We start from the raw sequence: 24,491 nt of genomic DNA, 5'->3' as shown, positions 1-24,491 counted from the left end.
AGATGGGATTTCCAAAACTAGAAACAGAACGTTTACTCTTAAGAGAACTTACACTATTAGATGCAGAAACGATGTTCCAATATTTTTCGAAAGAATCAGTTATACGTTATTTCGGAATGGATTCTTTTGAAAATATTGAGCAAGCGAAAACAACGATTCAAACGTTTAACAATCGTTATGAAGAGGGCAGTGTATTTCGCTGGGGAATCGAGAAAAAAGGGACGGGCCAATTAATCGGAACGTGCGGATTTCATTTAATTAATAATATTCATAAACGAGCTGAAATTGGTTATGAATTAGATGATACATATTGGGGACAAGGATATGCATCGGAAGCATTACAAGCGATTTTAGCTTACGGATTTGAAATGCTGCAACTGATAAGAATCGCAGCGGTTGTATATGTAGAAAATAAAGCTTCTCAAAAGTTGTTAATAAAAGCAGGATTTCAAGAAGAAGGATTACTTCGAAAACATATGATTCAAAATGGAGTTGCTCATGATACCATTGTATATTCTTTATTAAAAGAAGAGTGGAAGAAGTAATGAGTACAAACGAACTTATAACGATTATGAAGAATCATAGGGAAAATAGATTCATTTTAGGTATAGATGGTTTAAGTCGTTCAGGAAAAACAACATTCGTAGCAAATTTAAAAGAAAATATGAAACAAGAAGGCATTCCGTTTCATATTTTCCATATTGATGATCATATAGTAGAGCGTAATCGACGCTATTATACAAACCATGAAGAATGGTATGAGTATTATTGTTTACAGTGGGATATTACATACTTGAGGCAGAAGTTTTTTCAGAAGTTACAACATGAGACAAAATTAACTTTGCCTTTTTATCAAGAGGAAACAGACTCATGTGAAATGAAAAAAGTGCAGATTCCTATTGTAGGCGTAATTGTTATTGAAGGAGTTTTTCTGCAGCGAAAAGAATGGAGAGATTTCTTTCATTATATGGTCTATTTGGACTGTCCAAGAGAGACAAGGTTTCTACGTGAGAGTGAGGAGACACAGAAAAACCTTTCAAAGTTTGAAAATAGGTATTGGAAAGCAGAGGATTATTACTTAGAAATGGAATCGCCGAGGGATAGGGCGGATTTAGTCATTAAATGATTTGAACATAGCAGGTGAATAGAATGAATATTTTATGGGATTTTGATGGGACGTTATTTGATACGTATCCTGCATATACAATGTTGTTTTCTGAAATATTAGGTGATTCAGTAGAAAAACAAGAAATATACAAAAACTTAAAAATATCATACTCTCATGCAATTCAGTATTATAATATTTCATGCGAGCAGGAAGAAAAGATTAAAGTTTTGAAGGGAAAATTCACGTCAAAAGATATGAAACCTTTTGCAGGTGTCGAAGAGGTTTTGAAATTTGCAAATAAAAATGTGATTATGACCCATAAACATAGGGAAGGGGTTATGGGCATTTTAAAATATTACGGCTGGGAAAAATACTTCGTAGATATGGTTACAATTAACGATGGCTTTCCTCGAAAGCCAAACTCTTTAGCTTATAATCATCTGCATAAAAAATACAATATTGATTTAGCTATTGGAGATAGAGAATTAGATTTATTACCTGCAAAAGAATTAGGTATTTCAACATGTATGTTTCAAGGTAATTGTGATGTAGCGGATTATTCTTTATCACATTACTCGGAGTTTTTTAAGGTAGTGAGTGATAGAGAGTTTTCTTTATAAAAAAAGTTATTAATAAAGACTGTATCTTTCATTTTAAAGGTACAGTCTTTATTTTTTAGAACTCTTTCATTTTATTCCGCATTAACGGGTAGCCTGATTGGTTCAACTAATAATCAGTGGAGGGTGAACAAAACCTCCACTGATTAAAGTTTCACTTTATTTTCTGTATATAATAATTACTAGAGGTTAAAGAATGATTGTCCATCTTTATTAAGGAAGTAGCCAAGTTAATTGTTAGATAGAAATAAACCAAAAGATAAAGTGATAGCGTCTACTTTATCTTTTTTATATTTTAACCAAATTATGGTTATTCATGCTAATATAAAATCATAGCTATATAGAAGGGGTGGGATTAGTATGAAAACAGAAATAGTTCCTAAAAAGAAGTACAGTATAATAAGCTATATATCTTTACTCATCGGCATTTTGTGTTTTCTATTCGTTTTTATAACGCCAACAAGGATAGCGAATGCAGGTAATATAGTTGGAGATTATATTACAATTGCCCTGACAGGTGTAGGTATCATGCTTTCAATAATCACAATGACGAAAAGAACAGAGAAGAAGGGAATTGCTATTCTTTCATTAATACTGTCCTCATCATTTTTTATATTTTGGATCATAGCAATTATCCTATTGTTTACTGGTCAAATTAGTTTTGCACCGTAATGTGTAATAAAAAGAGTCCATCTCGTATGAAGGACTCTTTTTACTTGGTATCTTCAGGTTGATATTCTAAAATATCCCCGGGTTGGCATTCTAATGCTTTACATATTGCTTCTAAAGTTGAAAAACGGACTGCTTTTGCTTTTCCATTTTTCAAGATAGAAAGGTTAGCCATTGTAATTCCAACCTTCTCCGAAAGTTCTGTTACACTCATTTTTCTTTTTGCTAACATTACATCAATATTAATAATAATTGCCATATTATTCACCTCAGACCGTTAAATCATTTTCTGATTTTATATCTATAGCATCTTTTAATAGTCTTTGGAGAACGGCAGCAAAGACCGCGATTACCATTGAAGCAAAAATCATAATCATTCCGATAATAATAATGCCAGGGGCATCATCTCTCTCTGCCACGAGATAGAAAAGTGGCATACCTAATACATATAATACACTAATTGCCAATGCGCTGTACTTAATATTTTTTAAAGCTTGAACAGATAACTCTGAGAATGCGTTGTTTTTATCAATATAGTTTAAAAGCTTAAATGTTTGGTACAGTGCGAAGTAATAAGGTATTGCTGTTGCGTATAAATTGATAAACACAAGATATTTAATATATGAAATATCTGGATATAATTCTGCGGCGAAATTTCCTATTTTAGGGACTAAAAAAATGCACATAGCAAGAACGGGGATTCCGATCAGAATCACAACGGTCTTTAAAAAGAGTGTGGATCCTTGTTTCATAAAAAGCACCTCATTTATTTAATATCTTATTAATTTAACATGAAATTTATTGTTTAACAATAAAATTTTATTTCTTTTAATCGAGGATTTATTGTTAAACAAGTAATTAATGAATGAATGCTAAATCTTTTTTATAAGATAGATGACACATACCGATATTTAATTAAGGAAAGAAATAGAAAGTAACTATTGTTAGCTTTATGAGAATTGGGAACTAATAAAACATATGTAGGTTGTGGAATGAGAAAGGAAATAAGGTGTATTGAAATGAATGCAAAGTTTATGGAGGAACAATCATGTTGAATTATGGTGTGAAGATGAAAAAGTTACTATTAGTGGGAGCTATAATAGTAAGCGTATTAAGTACGGAAAGTATGATGAATTATCATGCGGCCAAAGCTAAGGTGAAAAAAGTAGAACACCAGCCTAAAAATATAATTATGATGGTTATGGACGGAACAAGTTCAACGGCGACAACATTGGCTCGCTGGTATAAAGGGGCACCGCTTACGTTAGATCAAATTGTAACAGGAGGTGTTCGTACATATTCTGCAGAATCAGCTATTACAGACTCAGCACCAGCAGCGACAGCATTAGCAACTGGAAATAAATCGAATTCAGGATATGTAGGCGTACTACCTTCTACTGTAAATTCACCTAACTTAAAGCCAATAAAAGAAGAGGACAAGTTACGGCCGGTCGCAAACGTATTGGAAGGTGCAAAACGTACTGGCCGTGCAACTGGAATTGTTGCTACATCTGAAATTCAGCATGCTACTCCGGCGGGATTCTCGGCTCACCATGTTAATCGCAAGCAATTTGACGTAATTGCGAAGCAACAAGTATATCAAAATATAGATGTCGTATTAGGCGGGGGAAAAGCGGCGCTGCTACCTATGAAAAGTAATGGAATCCGAAAAGATGGTGAAAATTTAGTAAAGGTGATTCAAGACAAAGGATACGATTTTGTTGAAACGAAAGATGCGTTATTGAACTCCAAATCTAATAAAATTTGGGGCTCTTTCTCAAATCATGCTCTTGCGTTTGATATAGATCGTATAGCAACAAATCCAGAACAACCAACACTTTCTCAAATGACAGAAAAAGCAATTCAAACATTATTAAAAGACAAAGATGGTTTCTTTTTATTCGTAGAAGGTAGTAAGCCTGATTGGGCAGCTCATGCTAATGATCCAATTGGGATGATTAGTGATGTATTGGCATTTGATGAAGCGGTAGCAAAGGCGTTACAATTTGCGAAGAAAGATGGGGATACGATGCTCATAGCTTTAACTGATCATGGTAACAGCGGTATCTCTATAGGGAATAGAAATACGACAAAAGGATACAATACTACACCGGTTTCTGCATACATTGATTCATTGAAAAAGGCGAAAATGACACTTGAAGGAACTATAAATAAACTGAAATCTGATTTATCAAATGTAGAAGATGTAGCTAAACTATACGGTTTGGATAATCTAACTCATGATGAAAAAGAAAAATTAAAAGCGGCAAAAAAGAAAATGGATGTAGGACGAATTCTTACTACATTATTGGCTAATCGTGCAAATATCGGCTTTACGACAGGAGGACATACAGGTGAGGATGTATTTTTACATTCTTATGGACCTCAAAAACCAGAAGGCTTAATCCAAAATACAGACATTGCGAAGACGATGGCGAAAGCGATGGGCTTTAACTTAGAAGAAGTAACGAATAAAATATTTTTGGAGAGTGAACAAGCCTTTAAGAAAATCGGTGCAACTGTAACAGCCGACAAAACCGAAGGAGCAAACCCGTTACTCGTAGTAAAACATAATAAAGTAGAAGCACAATTATTTGGTAACAAAAATATAATTCGTATCAATGGTAAAGGGTATGAATTAGGAAGTATTATTGTAGAGAGTAATGGAAAGTGCTATGTACCAGAAGAAGCAATTCAACTATTTGTAAAGCATTCTCGTTAAAAAATTGCCAACCAGTTAAGCTAACTGGTGGCAATTTTTTGTGTTTATTCTAAATATAAGGGTTCGGATTGTTTTGGAAAGTTTTCCAGATGAGATTTGTATAAATGTGAAAGGGGAATTATATTTTTTCTTACATTAAAAAATTTCGTTTTGTAGAATAGAGAATTTATACATATAGTAAAGTCTAATGTATTATCAATTAATATTTACGAAAAATATATTAATACTTTAGAATTTCTTTAATTTTCGTTATTTTTTATTTAATATTATTCGTTATATTTATAATGTGTTTATTTCAATTTATCGTATTGAAGCGCAGTTTTATATAATTATAAAGCAATCAACAAAATAAAATCTCCACTAGAGTAAATTTATTATTTTTTTTGCGTCTTATTTATCCCGCTATTTGCCGGACAGTAAGACCCCCACCTCAAAATTAAGCGAAAGCAAAGAAGTTAGGTGGGGGTCAGGCTGCCTGTAAAAACCCGATTGGTGAGGGCTGATTAAAATTTCACTTTATTTACGAAAATTATTATGCAGCTAAGAAAACTGTAATTTATTGAATTAGAGATATATTAGAATTTAGTTGAAGAAAGAGAGAGGGAATAAAATGAATATAGTGCACTTACGTCCTAAACAGCGGTCTAAGTATCGTATTATGCTAGGGAAGTGGTATTACTCTACAAAGAGGTACATTCAGTGGTTAGTAGACGGAAAAACATATGCAAAAAGGCTCCAACAAGAAAAGCTACCTTGTACAGCAATTCAGCACCGAACGATATTACTTCGTAAGCTCAAAGATGTAGATATGTGGTATCAACAGAATAAGGTTGTTAATTTGAAAATTGCTGTTAAAAAACTAAATGGTATCGTCATTAGACCAGGAGAAACATTTTCTTACTGGCGTTTAATAGGTAAGCCTACGAGGAAAAAAGGATATGTAGAAGGTATGGTATTACACTACGGATCTTTTCAAACAGGTATTGGAGGAGGTCTTTGTCAGCTTTCGAATTTAATATATTGGATGACTTTACATACACCACTGACAGTAACAGAACGATATCGTCATAGCTTTGATGTCTTTCCTGATTCGAGGCGAACTCAACCGTTTGGGAGTGGAGCGACTTGTTCCTATAACTATTTGGATTTACAAATTAAAAATGAAACAGACCAACCGTATCAACTTCACCTTTATATGACAGATGAATATTTAGTTGGTGAATGGAGAACAGTCTATCCGCAACTTTATCAATATGAAGTGTATGAGAAAGAACACTCAATTCAACCTGCATACTGGGGCGGTTATATACGACATAATGTGATTCAACGTAAAGTATATAATCAACAGAAACAGTTAATAGAAGATCAATATGTAACGGAGAATCACGCTATAATGATGTATGAACCACTATTAGCTTGTAATAATGAGAATAGTGAGTAATATGATAATCCATAGATTAAATAGTATAGAAAATATTTAATTCTTATTTTTATTAAAAAAATATAAATCTCAGATTTACTGGATTTTGATTGTAACTAAGAACATATAAAAGTTCACTGTTATTTATTGGAGAGCCTGTTTGTTTTTCTATCTTTTGTATTTCACTCTGCATAAAAAAATATTTCTCAACATTTTATTTGTTGAAAAAGATTGAATATTCGTATTATAACGAATATTATGTTGTTATCGGCAAAAAACGATAATTTGCAGACACTGGGGAGGAAATACATTGAAAAAGAAAAAGAAATTAAAACCATTAGCGGTATTAACAACAGCAGCGGTACTAAGTAGTACGTTTGCTTTTGGAGGTCACGCAGCGTATGCTGAGACACCAACATCATCTCTACCAATAGATGAGCACTTAATACCGGAGGAGCGTTTGGCAGAAGCGCTAAAACAACGGGGGGTAATTGATCAATCTGCATCACAAGCTGAGACGTCAAAAGCTGTCGAAAAATATGTTGAGAAAAAGAAAGGGGAAAACCCTGGGAAAGAAATCTTAACAGGAGATAGTCTTACACAAGAAGCTTCTGATTTTATGAAAAAAGTAAAAGATGCAAAAATGAAGGAAAATGAACAGGCACAGCAGCCTGAAGTAGGCCCAGTAGCTGGACAAGGTGCAGCATTAAATCCAGGGAAATTAAATGGAAAAGTACCTACTACATCAGCGAAGCAAGAAGAATACAATGGAGCTGTTCGAAAAGATAAAGTACTTGTTTTACTTGTAGAATTTAGCGATTTTAAGCATAACAATATTGATCAAGAGCCAGGATACATGTATTCTAAGGACTTTAATCGTGAACATTATCAAAAAATGTTATTTGGTGATGAACCATTCACTTTATTTGATGGATCGAAGATTAACACATTTAAGCAATATTATGAAGAACAATCTGGTGGTAGCTATACAGTTGATGGGACTGTAACAGAATGGCTTACTGTTCCAGGAAAAGCATCAGATTATGGTGCTGATGCGGGTACTGGTCATGATAACAAGGGGCCTTTAGGACCAAAAGATTTTGTGAAAGAAGCATTAAAAGCAGCGGTAGCAAAAGGAATCAATTTAGCAGACTATGACCAATTTGATCAATACGATCAAGATGGTGATGGAAATAAAAATGAGCCAGATGGAATTATTGATCATTTAATGGTTGTACATGCTGGCGTTGGTCAAGAAGCTGGCGGCGGTAAATTGAAAGATGATGCGATTTGGTCACATCGTTCAAAACTCGGTTCAAAACCATATGCAATTGATGGCACGAAATCTTCTGTTTCGAACTGGGGCGGAAAGATGGCTGCATACGATTATACAATCGAGCCTGAAGACGGAGCGGTTGGTGTGTTTGCACATGAGTATGGCCATGATTTAGGCTTACCAGATGAATATGACACAAAGTACTCAGGACAAGGTGAACCTGTTGAGTCATGGTCTATTATGAGTGGTGGTAGCTGGGCTGGAAAAATTGCAGGAACAGAGCCAACGAGTTTCTCACCACAAAATAAAGAGTTTTTCCAAAAGAATATGAAGGGGAATTGGGCGAATATCCTTGAAGTAGATTATGACAAACTTAGCAAAGGCATCGGTGTTGCGACATATGTAGATCAAAGTACTACAAAATCTAAACGACCTGGAATCGTTCGTGTTAACTTGCCGGACAAAGATATAAAAAATATCGAATCGGCGTTTGGTAAGAAGTTCTATTATAGTACAAAAGGAAATGACATTCATACAACACTTGAGACGCCAGTATTTGACTTAACAAATGCAAAGGATGCTAAGTTCGATTATAAGGCATTTTACGAACTTGAAGCGAAGTATGATTTCCTTGACGTATATGCGATTGCAGAAGATGGAACGAAGACACGCATTGATAGAATGGGCGAAAAAGATGTAAAAGGCGGCGCGGATACAACTGATGGTAAATGGGTTGATAAATCATACGATCTAAGCCAATTCAAAGGAAAAAAAGTAAAACTGCAATTTGAGTACTTAACAGATATTGCAGTAGCTTATAAAGGATTTGCGTTAGATAATGCAGCCTTAACTGTAGATGGAAAAGTTGTTTTCTCTGATGATGCGGAAGGTCAGCCAGCAATGACGTTAAAAGGCTTTACTGTGTCTAACGGATTTGAACAGAAAAAACATAATTACTATGTAGAGTGGAGAAATTACGCTGGTTCTGACACTGCGTTACAACATGCACGTGGACCAGTATTTAATACAGGAATGGTTGTATGGTATGCGGATCAAAGCTTTACAGATAACTGGGTAGGCGTTCATCCAGGTGAAGGGTTCTTAGGAGTAGTAGATTCTCATCCAGAGGCAATTGTAGGGACATTAAACGGACAACCTACTGTGAAGAGCAGTACGCGTTATCAAATTGCCGATGCGGCATTCTCATTTGATCAAACGCCAGCATGGAAAGTAAATTCACCAACTCGCGGTATTTTTGATTATAAAGGATTACCAGGAGTGGCGAAATTTGATGATTCTAAGCAATATATCAACAGCATCATTCCTGATGCAGGACGTAAGTTGCCGAAACTAGGACTGAAGTTTGAAGTAGTAGGCCAAGCTGAAGACAAGTCTGCAGGTGCGGTTTGGCTTCATCGATAAAATAAGTTAAAACGAAGAGGAGCTGCCACAAGTCGGTGAAACTGACTTATGACAGCTCTTTTCTTCTTGTGAAAAAACTCTCTGTTTTTTTATGTACTTATTGGAAAAATTCGAAGTTTCTTTGATACATAAAATGCTCCGTCTGTCCAATTATAGAAGCTATTTTGGACGTAAGAAATTTGTAAGTAATGAGTAAGAAAAAAGAGATTTTCATAGTATAAAATATTTATTATAGCTACTTTTAACACCTGATACTAATAGTGTGTTATAATATGAATTAGCAACAAAAAGGAAAGGAATTAGAACAATGACCTTAGAAAATACTAAAAATTTAAAAAAACAAGTTGCTCCTTTTGAAAAATCAACGATTAAAAAAAGTGTTTGGCAACTGATCAACACAATCGTGCCATTTATTATTTTATGGTACCTTGCTTATAAAAGTTTGTCAGTTTCTTATTGGTTAACATTAGTTCCAGCACTGTTAGCCGCTGGATTTATGACAAGGATTTTCATTATTTTTCATGATTGCACCCATTATTCGTTTTTTAAAAGTCGACGTGCAAATAGAATAGTTGGAACGTGTATGGGTGTTTTAACATTATTCCCATTTGATCAGTGGGGGCATGAGCATTCTATTCACCACGCTACGAGTGGTAATTTGGATAAAAGGGGTACAGGAGATATTTGGACGCTTACAGTAGATGAATATGTAGCAGCACCATTTAGACTCCGTTTAGCATATCGTTTATATCGCAATCCATTCGTTATGTTTGGGTTAGGCCCGATTTATGTTTTCCTGCTTAAAAATAGATTTAACCGAAAAGGTGCTAGAAAAAAAGAACGTATGAACACATATTTAACGAATATTTTAATCGTTGCTATTATAGGAATGCTTTGCTGGGCAATTGGATGGCAATCGTTTCTTTTAGTACATGGTTCTATATTTTTAATAGCAGGTTCAATAGGTATTTGGTTGTTTTACGTACAGCACACATTCGAGGATTCTTATTTTGAAGAAGATAAAGAGTGGGAATATGTGAAAGCGGCAGTGGAGGGAAGTTCTTTTTATAAACTTCCAAAAATTTTGCAATTTCTAACGGGTAATATTGGATTCCATCATGTTCACCACTTAAGTCCAAGAGTACCTAACTATAAATTAGAAGAGGCACACAACAATACGCTTCCTTTAAAAAATGTACCAACGATTACGCTTGCTACAAGCTTACAATCACTACGTTTCCGTCTTTGGGATGAGAAAAGTAACAATTTTGTTAGCTTTAAAGATGTCAAAAATATAATTAAAAATAATGTTTCTGTTCGAGTGAAATCTGAACTATAATTGCATCGTATATAAAACTCCCCTTAATCATTTTCGATTTAAGGGGAGTTTTTGTTTAAAGAGTAGATGCCAGATAAGAAGAAAATTTACATAATTCAAATTGTAATTGAAGCAGATTAGGAATTGCTCGTACGTAAGTACAAATATAAGATGACAATAAATACACTATGTTAACAAATGGAGTTATCATGAATTTTCCATTACGAAAACTGTTCATAAATCCGAAGAAAATTAATAGCAAAAGGGGAATCGTACAACATTATATCCAAAAATAAGAAAAGACTTGAACGAAAATTCCATTCATTTTTCTTGGTGTTCCGTATTCCATACACTTAAATAGGATGCATATTCTAGTTCATCTGGATTCTCATGTAACATAGAAATGAATTCTAATTTATTTCCATCACAATCTAGAAAGTATACACTTGCAGCGGGCATCCACCTTTGGACAATTGGCTCTTGATTTCCTTTTCCTTGACTTCCTATCACTTCTATTCCGCGTTCCTCTAACCACGCTTTAGAAGTCATTAAAGACTCTAAATTTACACCAAAAGCAAAATGTCTCGGCTCAAAGTCTTCAATGTTATGTACTTCCCATAGTCCAAGCATTTGTTGTTTATTTTCTCCGACCCAAAAGAAAGCCACTCTTCTTTTGGAGAATTTTCTTGCTAACGTTAATCCTAGCTTGTTTTGATAGAAATTTATTGCGTTTTCTAAATTTCTTACATGTAAATGAGTCTCGTATATGTTCTGTATTATTATGATCATTCCTTTCTTTATGGGTAACTACCAATTAAATAGTGAATGTAATTCTAAAGTTGAAATATGTATAAGCCTAGTAATGTACATCTATATCCGATATACCTATTTACTATTATATTGAAATTGGAATGTGATAAATCCCACTGAGGTAGTAAGTGTTTAAATGAACACTCTACTACTTTTGTAGGAGAGGGGATATATCTATTAAATTCAGATGAAATCATATTTAAATAATGAAAAACGCTATTCTTTTCGTAAGAATAGCGTTTTTTTATGTTTTTAAGTTGGTGGCCATAGGGTAGAATTTGAAAAATGAGGATTTACAAAGCTAAGAAGTTTAACTCCAAAAAAAATCGATTTCCTGTGGAGTTAAAGGAATCGACTTTTTTATTTACCTTGATGTATTAACGCAGCTGTTAACTTAATAGTAAATAAGTAGAATCCACTATTTCTCCCAAAGTTCGATCAATCGACCTTCAGGATCCTTAATCCAAATAAACTGTCCAAATTCACTGATTTCTTCTTTCTTCTCAAGAGGTACACCAATATTCTCAAGATGCTTTATAGTCTCGTTTAGATTATGTACTTCGAAATTTAACATCACTTGTTGTTCTTTTGGAAAATAATTGTCATTCTCTGTAAAGAAAGAAAAGATTGTCTCATTTCCTAACTGGGGTTTAATCACAGTTCCATTCCAATCTTCTATATCAAGTTTCAACACTTCACTGTACCATTTTTTTATAACTTCAAGATTCTTAGTTCTCCAAAATATTCCTCCAAAACCTTTTATCATCGTATCTAACTCCTGTCTGTCTTTAAATATATATTAAATATATCAAAACAAAACAGTATTAGTAAGCAGAATTATCAACTTATGAATAGTAAAAATAGTAATTGTTAGTATTATAGTATTTACTACATTAACACTTTCTACAACATCATTAGCAGAACTTGAAATTTCGGGAAAGGTATAGAAATGCTCATTTTTCAACCCAAAGTTCACCTGAGCAATCCAGAACTTAAAGTGTTATAAATAATTCTTTCAATAGTAGGGGGAAATGAGAGAAGGAACGATAAAAGACCACACATGAAGTGAAACGCCATGTGTGGTCTTTTATGTATCGTCAAATATTACGAAGTCTCGCTAATTTTAGTTTCACTATGAGTGTTAGTAGAATTTCTTTTCTTAACTTTAAAGTGATAGTAAGTGTAGCAAAAGATGATAAATGGGACAGTGCAATAGATTCCAAGTCGTTGTTCTGGGATAAAAATAAGACTGATTAATATAATGCCATACAATCCAAAACCAAGAATTGGTACGAGTGGATAAAGTGGCGTTTTAAATTTTAAGTCTTCTAATTTTCCGCCGTCTGCTAAATAATGTTTGCGGAAAAAGAATTGAGAAACACAAATTGACATCCAAACAATAATGGTAATGACTCCGGAAATTGAAATGAGCCATAAGTAAACCGTTTCAGCAGCTACTACGCTTGTCAAAAGAGAAAAAGCAGAAATAGCTATCGTCATGATTAAAGCGTTGAGAGGAATCCCACGTGATGATAATTTCTTTAAAAAGGCTGGAGCCATTTCGTTTTTTGATAAAGACCAAAGCATTCGAGTAGCAGCGTATAGTCCTGAGTTTGCAACAGAAAGAACAGCAGTAAGAATAACAAAGTTCATAATATCAGCTGCATATGGAATACCGATATTATCAAAAACAGCAACGAATGGGCTCTTTGTTAATCCAGCTTCTTCCCAAGGAATTAAAGCAACAAGAACAAAGATTGCTAAGACGAAGAAAAACATTGTGCGCCATATAATATTTCTAATAGAACGAGGTAAAGTTTTTGCTGGATCTTCACTTTCACCTGCTGCGATTCCAACAAGTTCTGTACCTTGGAAGGAATAGTTGACTGTAACCATTGTTAAAAGAATAGCGGCAAGTCCATTTGGGAATAAACCACCATGATTTACGAAATTTGATAATAGCGGAGCGGGTTCGTCACCTTTTAAATCAATAAAACCGAACATAGCGGCGCCGCCAAGAATAATGAAAGCGATAATGGCAGATACTTTTATACTTGAAAACCAAAATTCTGTTTCTGCATAACTACGAGCAGATAATGCGTTAATAGTGAAGATTGTAACGCCAAATATTAAACACCAAACCCAAACAGGAATATCAGGAAACCAGCGCTGCATTGTAATGCCGGCAGTTGTAAATTCAAGACCAGTCGTATTCGCCCAGCTTAACCAATACAACCATCCGATTGTAAAGCCAGTTGCAGGATTGATGAACTTAGTGGCATATTCCTGGAAAGAACCTGAAACAGGCATGGCTACAGCAAGTTCACCAAGACATAGCATAACGAAATACATTAATAATCCACCGGCCATAAAGGCAAGTACGGATCCGCCAGGTCCAGCTTGACTTATAATAAAGCCAGATCCGTTAAATAACCCCGTTCCAATCACACCACCGAGTGCAATCATGAATAAGTGTCTACTTTTCATCGTCCGTTTTAATTCATTGTTTGTATTGCTTACTTGCGCCATTGTTTTCCTCACTTTCATAGTTGATAGAATAAAGTTTGGTGTTTTTCCGTATTATGGAATGTATTCCGTGATGTGAAATCTTGTTATAATTTTCAGATAATTAAAAAGAAAAGTCAATATTTTTTTTGTTTGCGTTTTCAATTCTTTGTTAGTGATATGTTTTTATTATTAGAAAATTAAATAAATAGATTGATTTCATTTCGAATGTTTGCTAAATTGATAGTTAATTAAGCATACTAACATATTACGAGTAAAGTTGAGGCGAGTTATGGTACAGTCCATTGATCGAGCGATAAGTATTATTAAATTATTGAATTCTACAAATGAAAAAGAGTATTGGGCTATTTCTGATATAGCTGATGGAACACATCTCCCGGTTAGTACAGTACATAGATTACTTAACTCTTTAATGGAGCATGGGTTAGTTACACAAATTTCAGAGACAAAACAGTACAAAATTGGACCAATGTGGATGGAAATAGGGTTACGTCAATTGGAGAAGGTAGACTACAGATCTGTTGCAAGAGAAGTGATGAAACGTTTGGCTGCTGAAGTGGAGGAAAGTGTCTATTTAAATATTCCAAACGGAACACATTCTATTATCATTGAAAGAATTGATAGTCCTTTAAAAATTCGAGTTATCGATAATCTAGGGGAACAAATTCCACTTTCAATTGGTGCCGCAAATAAAACGATGCTTGCCAATATGAAAACGAATGAAATGGAACATATTGTAGAAAATTTACTTTCTTCATTACCAGAACAAAAGCAAATTCTTCTTAATCAAATAAAGCAAATAAAAAATGAAGGATATGCTGTCAGTTATGGTGAAAAAACAGAAGGGACAGCTTCAGTAGCTGCACCTATTATCGGATTTAATCATAAAGTAGTAGGAGCATTAAGTGTTGGGTTAATTAGTCATCGTATTAATGATGATCGACTATCTTTTCTTATTAGCAAGGTAAAACAAGCGGCTCATGAAATATCAATAAAAATCGGCAGTACATCAGAACTATAATTTTGATAGCTGTCGTCATTTTTTTATTCATATACTGGAATTAGTTTTCATAATGCGGAAAAATAGGGGGATTTATATGTCAAAGTGGCAATCAAAAGAACAATTGATTCAATTATTAAGCGGTCTTGTTGAAATTCCTAGTATTACCGGTTCAGAAGCTGAAGTAATATTGCCAGACTTTGTTGTGGAACAGTTATCTGATTTACAGTACTTCAAAGAAAACCCGCATCATTTACAAAAAAATCCGACAGGGGACGGACGATATTTTGTTACAGCACTAGTAAAGAAAAGCGATAGTACAAAAAATACTGTAATTCTAGTAAGTCACTTTGATGTTGTAGATGTACAAGATTACGGAGTGTGGAAAGAAGATGCATTTAATCCTAAAAAGTTAACATCTATGTTTTATTCTCATAAAGATGAACTTCCAGACCATGTACGTGAAGATATAGAACATGGAGAATGGCTGTTTGGTAGAGGGACAATGGATATGAAATGCGGCCTCGCATTACAAATGGCAATGATTGAACAAGCATGTGAAGGAAGATTCGATGGGAATGTTCTTTTATTGGCTGTACCAGATGAAGAAGTGAATTCTATAGGGATGAGGGCGGCTGTTCCGAGATTGTTAGATTTAGCAAGAGAGCATAACTTAGATTATAAAACGGTCTTAAACTCAGAGCCTATGTTTTCAAGACATCCTGGTGACCAAAATAAGTATATTTACACTGGCTCTATTGGTAAAGTGTTACCTGGTTTTCTTTGCTATGGAAAAGAGACACATGTAGGTGAACCTTTTGCAGGCTTAAATGGGAGTTATATGGCCTCATTAATAACAGCAGAATTAGAGTTAAACACAGACCTTTGTGACATTGTAGAAGGGGAAGCGAGTCCTCCGCCAACTAACTTACTTCAAAGGGACTTAAAAGAGGATTATTCTGTACAAATTCCGCATCGTGCAGTTACATTATTTAATTTGTTTTTATTAGAAAAATCAATGACAGATGTAGTTTCATTGTTACGTCAAAAAGTAACGAAAGTAGCAGAGAAAATAGAAGAGTCGTATGAAAAACATGCATATCGTTTTTCTAAATATAATCCATTTATACCACCTAATCTCAAAGTAAATGTATTAACTTATGAAGAGCTTATCACATATGCAATTGAGCAACATGGACAAGAAAAAATAAATCATATTCAATCTAATATTATAAAAAATAGAGAAGATAAAGATGATCGTGCGGTAACGATTGATTTAGTAGATAAATTAGCGATTTTATGTAAAGAAAAGGCACCGATGATTGTACTTTTCTTCGCTCCTCCGTACTATCCAGCTGTGAGTTCACGCAACAATCCTTTAATAAAAGAGGTAGTTGTAGAAATGGAAAAGTATGCACACTACAATCATAAGATTACATTTGAAAACCAAAATTATTTTGGGGGGATTTCAGATTTAAGCTATGTAGGCTTGCAGTATCCACTGGATTCAATGAGTTCGCTTGTAGACAATATGCCATTATGGGATAAAGGTTATTCAATTCCGCTTCAGGAATTAGAAGAGTTTGATGTTCCAGTATTAAATATGGGGCCGGTAGGAAAAGATGCACATCAATGGACAGAACGTCTAGATGTAAACTACGCATTTGAAACACTAATAGATATGTTACCGAAATGCATTGAAAAATTATTAGTTTCTAATAAAATTACACAATCATAGTAGGGAATAGGTAAGGGATAAAACAGAACCTTTAAAGAAGATTTGAATTAAATTATTTTAATATAATTAAAAAGCGGAACGGCCAAGCTCAATTTTATATGAGTTTGGCCGTTTATCATGTAGTGAATTTTTAATTAAAATTATGTAAATTCATAGCTAACGTAATCTCTTTTATAGTTTTATTTTTTAGTTTGACCAGATAGTTCAACAGACTTTTGCGTACAACGTTGCATAGCTGAAATAATCGCTGTTCGTAATCCTTTTTCCTCTAATGTTGCTACAGCTTCTATTGTCGTTCCACCAGGAGAACAAACCATATCTTTCAATTCACCTGGATGTATTCCTGTTTCTAGTACCATTTTTGCAGAGCCTAACACAGCTTGAGCAGCGAATTTATATGCTTGATTTCTTGGCATACCATCTAGTACAGCAGCATCTGCCATCGCTTCTATAATCATATATACATAAGCTGGTGAAGAACCACTTACGGATGTGACAACATCCATTAATTTTTCACTTACGATCTCTGTTTGACCAAAACTATTGAAAATGTTTAGTACATCTTCTAAATCTTTTTCTGTCACCATTTCATTCGGGCATAATGCAGACATTCCTTCTCCAACAAGAGCAGGAGTATTAGGCATTACCCTTACAACCTTTACTTTTTTATTAAAGGCATTTTCAGTACTTTCAATACTTTTCCCAGCAGCGATCGTAACGATGATAGCATCGTTTTTGATTACTTCTTTTATTTCATTAATTATTGACGCGTATAGGTCTGGTTTGATTGATAAAATTAAAATATCAGCATTTTTAGCTACTTCATTGTTGTCGGTAGTTGTAGTTAGCCCATATTTTTCACTAGCATTTTTTAAATTAGCAGTGTTTAAATCTGAACAAATAATTTGATTTGAAGACACTATATTTTTGTCTATCATTCCGCCAATCATAGCCATTCCCATATTTCCGCAACCGATGAATCCAATTTGTTTATCCATAATAACTCAATCTTGCTCCTTTTATAATCAATTATATCGGTTTGATATTATTTTCTTAGAATAAGAATAACATCCCTGTGCAATATAAAGAAACATTCTAAGAGAATATATTCCTTTTTGCAACACTAAAAGATAAAAATTAATTATATTCGACATTATGTAAATATATACACTATAATTTAAGGTTTTATGTTTATGAATAGGAGTTAAACTTATATCAATTTGTATTTTCATTCAGTAGGGCAATAATTTCATACAAGTAACTTGTGGCTCTATTTATTTTTTAAGATACCTCTTGACACCGAATCGAACTATATCGCATAATATAAAAAAATTAGATTGAAAATCGTTGAAGGGAATTAGTACATATGTCTTCTTGCGAAAGAGAGTGGAATTCACCGGCTGAAAGATTCCTCGTATAGAATGTATCGAACCTATCCCTGAGTCTTAAATGAAAGTTTAGGCGTTCGCCTGCGTTATAGGCACCAAGTGGATATCTATGTATATCAATTAAGGTGGTACCGCGGAACAATGACCGTTTCGTCCTTTTTATTTTATTAAGGGCGAAGCGGTCATTTTTATTTTGCTCTTAAATAATTCAGTGCAGCATTGATGAGAATAGATATAGTTGCAAAGTGAATGAAGTGTAAATTATAAAAACTTTGATTTTAGACTTGGGGGATAAAAAAGTGAAAAAACAACGAATTGTTGTAAAGATTGGAAGTAGTTCCTTGGCAGATAGTCATGTAGGCATCTCTACAGAACAGCTTTCAGATCACGTTGCCGCATTGGCTCGGTTGAAAGCTGATGGGCACGAGGTTGTGTTAATTACATCTGGAGCCGTTGCTGCAGGGTTTTCAGCGCTAGGATATCCTAGCAGACCTGTAACGATTAAAGGGAAACAGGCTGCAGCAGCTGTCGGACAAAGTTTGTTAATGCAGGCGTACACGGAGGAATTCCGTAAATATGGCATCGTTACTGCGCAACTTTTGTTGACGAGAAGTGATTTTTCTAGAAAAGAACAGTATAGTAATGCTTACGCTACGTTAGGAGAATTATTAAACCGTTCCGCTCTTCCAATTATTAATGAAAATGATTCCATCTCTTTAGAGGAGCTGACGTTCGGTGATAATGATATGCTGTCAGCTTTAGTAAGCGGGCTTGTTTCGGCGGATATGCTTATGATCTTTACAGATGTGAACGGGTTATATGACAAAAATCCTCAGAAAAATGCGGATGCAAAAAAATATTATTTTCTTCCTGAAGTTACGGAAGAAATTTCTTCTCTTGCAGGAGATGCTGGCTCAAAACTTGGGACTGGCGGTATGAAATCAAAAATCGATGCTGCAAAGACAGCACTCTCTCTTGGTGTGAGTGTATTTATCGGAACAGGACGTGGGCAGGAAAAGTTTGTAGATGTTTTGAAGGGTAAGGGTGACGGAACGTATGTCGGTAATGCTCCTCAAAAAGAAATGAAGATGAACAAGCAATGGATTGCCTTGCATTCGCTTGTTAGCGGACAAATTGAAGTAGATGCTGGGGCAGCTACTGCCATCATTCAGCATGGTAAGAGTTTACTTCCAGCTGGTGTTACGAATGTATCAGGATTTTTCCAAGTGGGTGAAGTTGTAGAGGTTGTAACGCAACAAGGGCGCGTAATAGGAAAAGGACAATGCACATATAGTGCAGAGGAACTAAGAGATGTAAAAGGTATGCAAAGCCAAGATATTCAAGTAAGAGGCGAGAGACATAGTTATGAAGTCATCCATAGGGATCATTGGGTTTCACTTTAAAAAGGAGGAAATAAAAATGAATGAAGTGTTGGCAAAGGGGATAAAAGCAAAAGAGGTTGTTAGGGAACTTGTACTAAAATCTACAAATCAAAAAAACGAAGCACTTGCTGCAATTGCAAATCAATTAATAAGTGAAACAGCTTATATTTTAGAGGAAAACAAACGGGATATAGAAGAAGGTAAGGCAAAAGGGTTTTCTGATTCTCTCATTGATCGCCTTATGCTGAATGAACAGCGTATTGTTGATATGACAGAAGGGATTAAGCAGCTAATTGAATTACGTGATCCTGTAGGAGAATGTGTAAGTGCATGGGAAAGGCCAAATGGACTATCTATTCAGGAAATGCGCGTACCACTTGGTGTTGTTGGGATGATTTATGAGGCAAGACCGAATGTAACAGTGGATGCTGCTACAATTTGTTTGAAAACAGGAAACGCAGTCATATTACGTGGTAGTTCTTCTGCTATTCATTCTAATAAAGCGATCGTTGCCGTTATTCACAGGGCGCTCAAACAAACAAGCTTACCTCAAGAAAGCGTCCAGCTTATAGAAGATACAACGCGAGATAGCGCAAAGCAGTTGTTTACAATGAAGGATTATCTAGACGTTCTTATTCCAAGAGGTGGCAAACAATTAATCGATACTGTTGTGAGAGAAGCGTCTGTTCCAGTACTTGAAACAGGTGCGGGAAATTGTCATATTTTCATTGATGAAACAGCGGATAAACAAATGGCATTGGATATTATTATAAATGCAAAAACGCAGCGTCCATCTGTATGTAATGCGATTGAAACGATTGTTCTTCATGAGAAGTGGGCAGAGAAATATGGTAGCGAGTTGTTTTCTTCTTTGAAGGGTAGAGGCGTGGAGCTACGTGGTGATCAAAAAGCATTTGCAATGGATTCTTCAATTGTACTTGCTTCAGAAGAAGACTGGGGGACAGAATTTTTATCTCTTACACTAGCAGTGAAAGTGGTTTCCACTGTTGAAGAAGCGATTCATCATATAAATACGTATGGATCTATGCATTCTGAAGCAATTATTACTGAAAACGAGGAAAACGTCAGCAAGTTTTTTACTTCTGTAGATGCCGCGGCACTTTATCATAATGCATCGACTCGTTTTACAGATGGATCCGAATTTGGATTCGGAGCGGAAATTGGTATCAGTACACAAAAGTTACACGTAAGAGGACCAATGGGGCTTCCAGCATTAACTTCTACAAAATATGTGATTCGTGGAAATGGACAAATTCGAAAATAATAATAAAAGACACTCAATTGGCCTGAGTGTCTTTTATTATAAAAATTATTTACCATACAAATAGCCCAACGAGCATAGCACTTAATAAAGAAACAGCCATCCCGCTAACAAGAAGCTTCCAAACATTTTTACCGATGACTGATGATTTTTCTCCGCCAAATAATGAATTGTAAGTTCCGTAAATCATACCTACTGTACTAAAGTTAGCAAAAGAAGCTAGAAATGTCGTTGCAACCGCAACCGTATGCGGTTGTAGCGACTTTAAGTTTGATTTTAAATCCATCATTGCAACAAATTCATTCGTCGTTATTTTGATCCCCATTAATTCAGCTACGTACATAGCATCACTGCCTGATAAACCGAGTAAAAATGCAAAAGGACTAAAGATAATGGAGAAGATTTTTTGAATTGTTAACCCCGTTACAAAAAAGCCTAAAATCCCATTTAAACATGCTGTTAAAGCTACATATCCAATTACCATGGCTAAAATAACGATAACCATATTCATCCCGACTAACATACTGTTTGAAATAGTAGAAAAGAAATCCTTTTTTTCATGTTTGGAAGGTGTGTAAACAACGTCTTCTTCTTTCGAAACTTCCACAGGATTTAATACATTGGCTAAAATTAATGCGTTAATACAGTTTAATGGGATTGCACTGAAAATATATGTTGCTGGAACCATTGATAAATAAGCGCCAAGAATGGATCCGCTAACGCTACTCATACTCATAATTCCAAAAGTTAATAATCGATTTTCTTTTAAAACAGATAATTGATCACGAACAACTGCAAGTGCTTCGGTGTTCCCTAAAAACATCATTTGAATGGAAAAGAAACTTTCTAACTTTGGCAAACGAGAAATCTTTGAAATAACTGCACCTACTTTATCAATAATCCAAGTTAAGATTCCGAAATAAGATAGAATATCGAAAAAAGTAATAACAAAAATGATAGGAAGTAATGCACTAAAGAAGAAATCAATGTGTGGACTGTCCATAGCGGAAGGAAATGCAAATCGAATACCTTCGTTCGCGCATGCCAGTAGCCAACTGAAAAATGACGCTATTTTATTAATGATAATACTGCCTAGCTTTGTGCCTAACATAAACCACGTAATAAAAAGCTCCAATATGATGAGAATTACAATTGGTCTCCATTTTATATGTTTTTTATTAGGCGAACATAAGAAAACGATTAATATGACAACGAAAATCCCTAACATATTTAATATGAAATGCATGTCAACCACTCCTTGAGCTTTATTATTTGTATATAAAAAAGCTCTTATTCTTCTTAATTTAGAATGAATGTGGTTTAATTTATATTTTTGTAAATTCTAAAAGAATAGAAGGTAAAATTCGATAAAAATAGAATTTAATACATAGCAAACAAGGAGGGGATAAAAATGGAGGTCTATCACATAAAGAGTAAAAAGAGGGAAACATACAACGTTCAGGTGAAATATTCGATACTTTTCGAATGTGCACTTGGCATTGCAGCAATTACTCATAAAAGGTTAATTGATACTCTTGAAAAGACTGAAAGTGAATGGAAAGGAATTAGACAATCATTAACAGATGAGATGGAAGAACACTTGCAGTTTGTAGAAGAACATAATACGTGGAAAGCATTGCTTCAGTTATTGTATGAAGAGGATTTTCAAGAGTTATCGCAGTTTAATTTTAAAATTGATTTACTTTCAGAAGAAGATTTGAAATTTATATGTTTACCGTTTTTAGGGGAGAAGTATGAAGAGAAAAGACGTTTAGCCGCAAGTAGAGATGTAACTGCAATACATGAACTAAAGGAATTAACGCAGGATCATCCGTTTTTTTCTACTTATATTAGCTTTATATGTGATGTAGATGTACAAGTGCTGAAATCTCATTTAATCACTGTAATGACAGGTTGGTATGAGAGCATAATTAAGAAAGAGGAAGAAGAAATACTTTCTATATTAAAACGAGATTATGAAGCAAAAAATGAAATGAATAAAAAGATGAAACCGGAAGAGTTTGTCGAGTGGGCGACTGGCGGAGTGAACTATATGCCAGAGCCAAGTGTTCATCACGTACTTCTTATTCCGCAAATGACGTACAGACCGTGGAATATTGAAGCAGATATTGAAGATACGAAAGTATTTCATTATCCAGTTGCGAATGAAAGCATTCATCCCGAAGATCCGTATGAGCCGAATTATTTTTTAGTTCAAAAACATAAGGCTCTTGGGGATGAGGCGAGATTGCGAATTATAAAAATGTTGTTTGAAAAAGAACGTACTTTACAGGAAATAACGGAAAGATTGCAGCTTGGTAAATCGACAGTACACCATCATTTGAAATTGTTACGTGCAGCGAAGTTAGTTGATATACATGACGGAAAGTATGTATTAAGGAAGAAAGCAGTGCAGTCGTTAGCGAAAGAATTAGATGTATTTTTAAATAGATAATTTACAACGAGAATGTACATAAAGGGAGGAATTTAAGAGAAAAGTTGGTGAGCTATAGTGAAGAGTGTATTGAAAAATCGTTCTTTCTTTTTTATGTGGATTGGTAGTGCAATCTCAGAATTAGGAGGGGCTTTCGGAACGTTATGTAATTCAATTCTAGTATATGAGTTAACAGGATCGGAAATGGCTTTAAGTAGTATGTGGCTATTATATTTCATCCCATCACTCATACTGCAATTAATAAGTGGCCCATTTATTGATAAATGGAGCCGAAAGTGGATTATGATTTTTTCACAATGGATACGATCATCCGTATTCTTATTACCTTTGATGATGCTAGTTACAGGTAGTATAGAAGTTTGGCATATTTATGTTGTTCAAATTGTAGTGGGACTTATTACACCTCTTTATACACCTGCGAGTCAGGCAATTACACCGAGCATTGTAAGTAAAGAACAACTTCAAGACGCAAATGCGTATATTGATGGAATGACTCGTCTCATGATGTTTCTTGCGCCAGTATTAGGTGGAGTAGTAATTCATTTCATTGGAACAGAACTTACATTATCTTTCGTATGCATATGTTTATTTGTTAGTGGCACTTTCTTATTTTATATAAAAGAAATTAGAACGTCGCAACCTATTCGGAAAACGTGGCTAGAACAATTTCTTCACGGTTTTACATATTTTTTCACAAAACCAATCATCGTTTGGCTCGGTATATTTCTTACTTTCGTGCAGTTTGGAGTAGGGGTAACGATGGTCACAAATCTTCCTTATATAAAAGACGAGCTGTCAGCGGGATATGCAGAGTACGGTTATTTCATGGCAGGTTTTCCACTTGGCTACGTAATTGGCTCAGTATTAGTCGGAAAAGTAACATATAAAAGCCGGCGTATACTTATGCTTGGAGGATTGTTTATAGGGGGACTCACATACATTTCATTAGGATTCAATCATAGTATTATCATTGCAATAATAATTGAAGTAATAGCAGGGATTTGTATTGCATTTTTCAATGTTCATAACACGACAATATGCCAACAAACCGTCCAAAATAATATGATAGGACAAGTATTTTCAGTGCGTTTATTTTTTATACGATCCGCTATGCCATTAGGTGTGTTAGTAGGGGGAATATTAAGTGAAATGTGGGGAGTAAGAGCACTATATGTAATCATCGGTGCAATTATATGTGTTACCTCTTTAATAGGAATGTTACTTCCGTATTTCAAATTTTTAGATGAGGCGATAGAAAAGAAATCAGCATAATTCAAAAAATTAAAACTTTACAATTGAAAATAATTATCATAATCAATTATAATAGAAGCATACTAGTATTCGTATTACAAAGAGGG

21 protein-coding genes and 1 other annotated feature are annotated in these 24,491 nt (G+C 34.6%); of the genes, 14 read left to right on the top strand and 7 right to left on the bottom strand.

The window, feature by feature from the left end:
* Positions 1-2: 2 nt before the first annotated feature.
* From N2V79_RS14570 to N2V79_RS14555, 4 genes are all read left to right on the top strand, one after another.
* A complete protein-coding gene (locus N2V79_RS14570; RefSeq protein ID WP_340719984.1) occupies positions 3-545 on the top strand; it encodes a GNAT family N-acetyltransferase in 543 nt (180 codons plus the stop codon).
* Positions 545-1,126, top strand: a complete 582-nt coding sequence (locus tag N2V79_RS14565; RefSeq protein WP_000106123.1) for a kinase — start codon at positions 545-547, stop codon at positions 1,124-1,126. Before N2V79_RS14570 ends, N2V79_RS14565 begins: the two co-directional genes overlap by 1 nt.
* Positions 1,127-1,149: 23 nt before the next feature.
* A complete protein-coding gene (locus tag N2V79_RS14560) occupies positions 1,150-1,728 on the top strand; it encodes an HAD-IA family hydrolase (protein ID WP_088022733.1) in 579 nt (192 codons plus the stop codon).
* Positions 1,729-2,085: 357 nt separating this feature from the next.
* Positions 2,086-2,397 carry a hypothetical protein gene (locus N2V79_RS14555; RefSeq protein WP_000845550.1) on the top strand — a complete coding sequence of 104 codons (312 nt, stop codon included), beginning with the start codon at positions 2,086-2,088 and terminating at the stop codon, positions 2,395-2,397.
* A gap of 40 nt (positions 2,398-2,437) precedes the next feature.
* Here the strand turns inward: N2V79_RS14555 and N2V79_RS14550 are convergent, their stop codons facing one another.
* Positions 2,438-2,653: a helix-turn-helix domain-containing protein gene (locus N2V79_RS14550; protein WP_000974620.1), complete on the bottom strand. Its 216-nt coding sequence runs from the start codon at positions 2,651-2,653 to the stop codon at positions 2,438-2,440.
* Positions 2,654-2,663: 10 nt separating this feature from the next.
* The gene (locus tag N2V79_RS14545) at positions 2,664-3,146 is read right to left on the bottom strand and encodes a DUF2975 domain-containing protein (RefSeq protein WP_000809125.1); all 483 of its coding nucleotides are present in this window, start codon (positions 3,144-3,146) and stop codon (positions 2,664-2,666) included.
* Between the two features lie 296 nt (positions 3,147-3,442).
* Here N2V79_RS14545 and N2V79_RS14540 point away from each other — a divergent pair, with 296 nt between their 5' ends.
* The 4 genes from N2V79_RS14540 (at position 3,443) to N2V79_RS14525 (ending at position 10,573) form a co-directional block, all read left to right on the top strand.
* Positions 3,443-5,116, top strand: a complete 1,674-nt coding sequence (locus N2V79_RS14540) for an alkaline phosphatase (RefSeq protein WP_242806686.1) — start codon at positions 3,443-3,445, stop codon at positions 5,114-5,116.
* A gap of 610 nt (positions 5,117-5,726) precedes the next feature.
* Positions 5,727-6,557, top strand: a complete 831-nt coding sequence (locus tag N2V79_RS14535; RefSeq protein WP_001028244.1) for a VanW family protein — start codon at positions 5,727-5,729, stop codon at positions 6,555-6,557.
* A 289-nt stretch (positions 6,558-6,846) separates the two neighbouring features.
* Positions 6,847-9,234 (top strand): immune inhibitor A domain-containing protein, encoded by a 2,388-nt coding sequence (locus N2V79_RS14530; RefSeq protein WP_000727446.1) that lies wholly within the window; start codon positions 6,847-6,849, stop codon positions 9,232-9,234.
* A 307-nt stretch (positions 9,235-9,541) separates the two neighbouring features.
* Positions 9,542-10,573, top strand: coding sequence for a fatty acid desaturase (locus N2V79_RS14525; protein WP_106081960.1), 1,032 nt, complete (start codon positions 9,542-9,544; stop codon positions 10,571-10,573).
* A 300-nt stretch (positions 10,574-10,873) separates the two neighbouring features.
* Here N2V79_RS14525 and N2V79_RS14520 read toward each other — a convergent pair whose 3' ends face one another.
* The 3 genes from N2V79_RS14520 to N2V79_RS14510 form a co-directional block, all read right to left on the bottom strand.
* Positions 10,874-11,332, bottom strand: a complete 459-nt coding sequence (locus N2V79_RS14520) for a VOC family protein (RefSeq protein ID WP_242806704.1) — start codon at positions 11,330-11,332, stop codon at positions 10,874-10,876.
* A gap of 448 nt (positions 11,333-11,780) precedes the next feature.
* Positions 11,781-12,128, bottom strand: a complete 348-nt coding sequence (locus tag N2V79_RS14515) for a VOC family protein (RefSeq protein WP_000589591.1) — start codon at positions 12,126-12,128, stop codon at positions 11,781-11,783.
* A 338-nt stretch (positions 12,129-12,466) separates the two neighbouring features.
* Positions 12,467-13,891, bottom strand: coding sequence for an amino acid permease (locus N2V79_RS14510; protein ID WP_000079995.1), 1,425 nt, complete (start codon positions 13,889-13,891; stop codon positions 12,467-12,469).
* 268 nt (positions 13,892-14,159) lie between these two features.
* On the opposite strand from N2V79_RS14510, the gene N2V79_RS14505 reads away from it, so the two are divergent.
* Together N2V79_RS14505 and N2V79_RS14500 are read left to right on the top strand one after the other, a co-directional pair.
* Complete coding sequence (locus tag N2V79_RS14505) at positions 14,160-14,909, top strand: IclR family transcriptional regulator (RefSeq protein WP_000250751.1); 750 nt, start codon at positions 14,160-14,162, stop codon at positions 14,907-14,909.
* Between the two features lie 52 nt (positions 14,910-14,961).
* Positions 14,962-16,626, top strand: a complete 1,665-nt coding sequence (locus N2V79_RS14500) for a M20/M25/M40 family metallo-hydrolase (protein WP_003274521.1) — start codon at positions 14,962-14,964, stop codon at positions 16,624-16,626.
* Between the two features lie 179 nt (positions 16,627-16,805).
* Here the strand turns inward: N2V79_RS14500 and proC are convergent, their stop codons facing one another.
* The gene (proC, locus tag N2V79_RS14495; protein WP_340719983.1) at positions 16,806-17,624 is read right to left on the bottom strand and encodes a pyrroline-5-carboxylate reductase; all 819 of its coding nucleotides are present in this window, start codon (positions 17,622-17,624) and stop codon (positions 16,806-16,808) included.
* A 340-nt stretch (positions 17,625-17,964) separates the two neighbouring features.
* Positions 17,965-18,175, top strand: a binding site (T-box leader).
* A 138-nt stretch (positions 18,176-18,313) separates the two neighbouring features.
* Between proC and proB the strand changes: the two genes are divergently transcribed.
* Together proB and N2V79_RS14485 are read left to right on the top strand one after the other, a co-directional pair.
* Entirely contained in the window at positions 18,314-19,417 is a 1,104-nt protein-coding gene (gene proB, locus N2V79_RS14490; RefSeq protein ID WP_097822376.1) for a glutamate 5-kinase, read from the top strand.
* Between the two features lie 16 nt (positions 19,418-19,433).
* Complete coding sequence (locus N2V79_RS14485) at positions 19,434-20,681, top strand: glutamate-5-semialdehyde dehydrogenase (protein ID WP_001006624.1); 1,248 nt, start codon at positions 19,434-19,436, stop codon at positions 20,679-20,681.
* 49 nt (positions 20,682-20,730) lie between these two features.
* On the opposite strand, the gene N2V79_RS14480 is transcribed toward N2V79_RS14485, so the two are convergent.
* Positions 20,731-21,924, bottom strand: a complete 1,194-nt coding sequence (locus N2V79_RS14480; protein WP_000545482.1) for a NupC/NupG family nucleoside CNT transporter — start codon at positions 21,922-21,924, stop codon at positions 20,731-20,733.
* 165 nt (positions 21,925-22,089) lie between these two features.
* Here N2V79_RS14480 and N2V79_RS14475 point away from each other — a divergent pair, with 165 nt between their 5' ends.
* Complete coding sequence (locus tag N2V79_RS14475) at positions 22,090-23,133, top strand: ArsR/SmtB family transcription factor (protein ID WP_053564147.1); 1,044 nt, start codon at positions 22,090-22,092, stop codon at positions 23,131-23,133.
* Between the two features lie 57 nt (positions 23,134-23,190).
* Positions 23,191-24,405, top strand: a complete 1,215-nt coding sequence (locus N2V79_RS14470) for an MFS transporter (protein WP_197242621.1) — start codon at positions 23,191-23,193, stop codon at positions 24,403-24,405.
* Positions 24,406-24,491: the final 86 nt, after the last annotated feature.

The sequence above is a fragment of the Bacillus sp. CH_70 genome, assembly GCF_038007045.1.
GTDB classification, from domain to species: domain Bacteria; phylum Bacillota; class Bacilli; order Bacillales; family Bacillaceae_G; genus Bacillus_A; species Bacillus_A cereus.
The sequence above is the reverse complement of the archived record's forward strand: the minus strand, read 5'-3'. Positions and strand labels throughout refer to the sequence as shown.

Coding starts and splice junctions, on each gene's coding strand:
- N2V79_RS14570 (WP_340719984.1), top strand. CDS start 3: ATGGGATTTCCAAAACTAGAAACAGAACGTTTACTCTTAAGAGAACTT.
- N2V79_RS14565 (WP_000106123.1), top strand. CDS start 545: ATGAGTACAAACGAACTTATAACGATTATGAAGAATCATAGGGAAAAT.
- N2V79_RS14560 (WP_088022733.1), top strand. CDS start 1,150: ATGAATATTTTATGGGATTTTGATGGGACGTTATTTGATACGTATCCT.
- N2V79_RS14555 (WP_000845550.1), top strand. CDS start 2,086: ATGAAAACAGAAATAGTTCCTAAAAAGAAGTACAGTATAATAAGCTAT.
- N2V79_RS14550 (WP_000974620.1), bottom strand. CDS start 2,653: ATGGCAATTATTATTAATATTGATGTAATGTTAGCAAAAAGAAAAATG.
- N2V79_RS14545 (WP_000809125.1), bottom strand. CDS start 3,146: ATGAAACAAGGATCCACACTCTTTTTAAAGACCGTTGTGATTCTGATC.
- N2V79_RS14540 (WP_242806686.1), top strand. CDS start 3,443: ATGTTGAATTATGGTGTGAAGATGAAAAAGTTACTATTAGTGGGAGCT.
- N2V79_RS14535 (WP_001028244.1), top strand. CDS start 5,727: ATGAATATAGTGCACTTACGTCCTAAACAGCGGTCTAAGTATCGTATT.
- N2V79_RS14525 (WP_106081960.1), top strand. CDS start 9,542: ATGACCTTAGAAAATACTAAAAATTTAAAAAAACAAGTTGCTCCTTTT.
- N2V79_RS14515 (WP_000589591.1), bottom strand. CDS start 12,128: ATGATAAAAGGTTTTGGAGGAATATTTTGGAGAACTAAGAATCTTGAA.
- N2V79_RS14510 (WP_000079995.1), bottom strand. CDS start 13,891: ATGGCGCAAGTAAGCAATACAAACAATGAATTAAAACGGACGATGAAA.
- N2V79_RS14505 (WP_000250751.1), top strand. CDS start 14,160: ATGGTACAGTCCATTGATCGAGCGATAAGTATTATTAAATTATTGAAT.
- N2V79_RS14500 (WP_003274521.1), top strand. CDS start 14,962: ATGCGGAAAAATAGGGGGATTTATATGTCAAAGTGGCAATCAAAAGAA.
- proC (WP_340719983.1), bottom strand. CDS start 17,624: ATGGATAAACAAATTGGATTCATCGGTTGCGGAAATATGGGAATGGCT.
- N2V79_RS14485 (WP_001006624.1), top strand. CDS start 19,434: ATGAATGAAGTGTTGGCAAAGGGGATAAAAGCAAAAGAGGTTGTTAGG.
- N2V79_RS14480 (WP_000545482.1), bottom strand. CDS start 21,924: ATGCATTTCATATTAAATATGTTAGGGATTTTCGTTGTCATATTAATC.
- N2V79_RS14475 (WP_053564147.1), top strand. CDS start 22,090: ATGGAGGTCTATCACATAAAGAGTAAAAAGAGGGAAACATACAACGTT.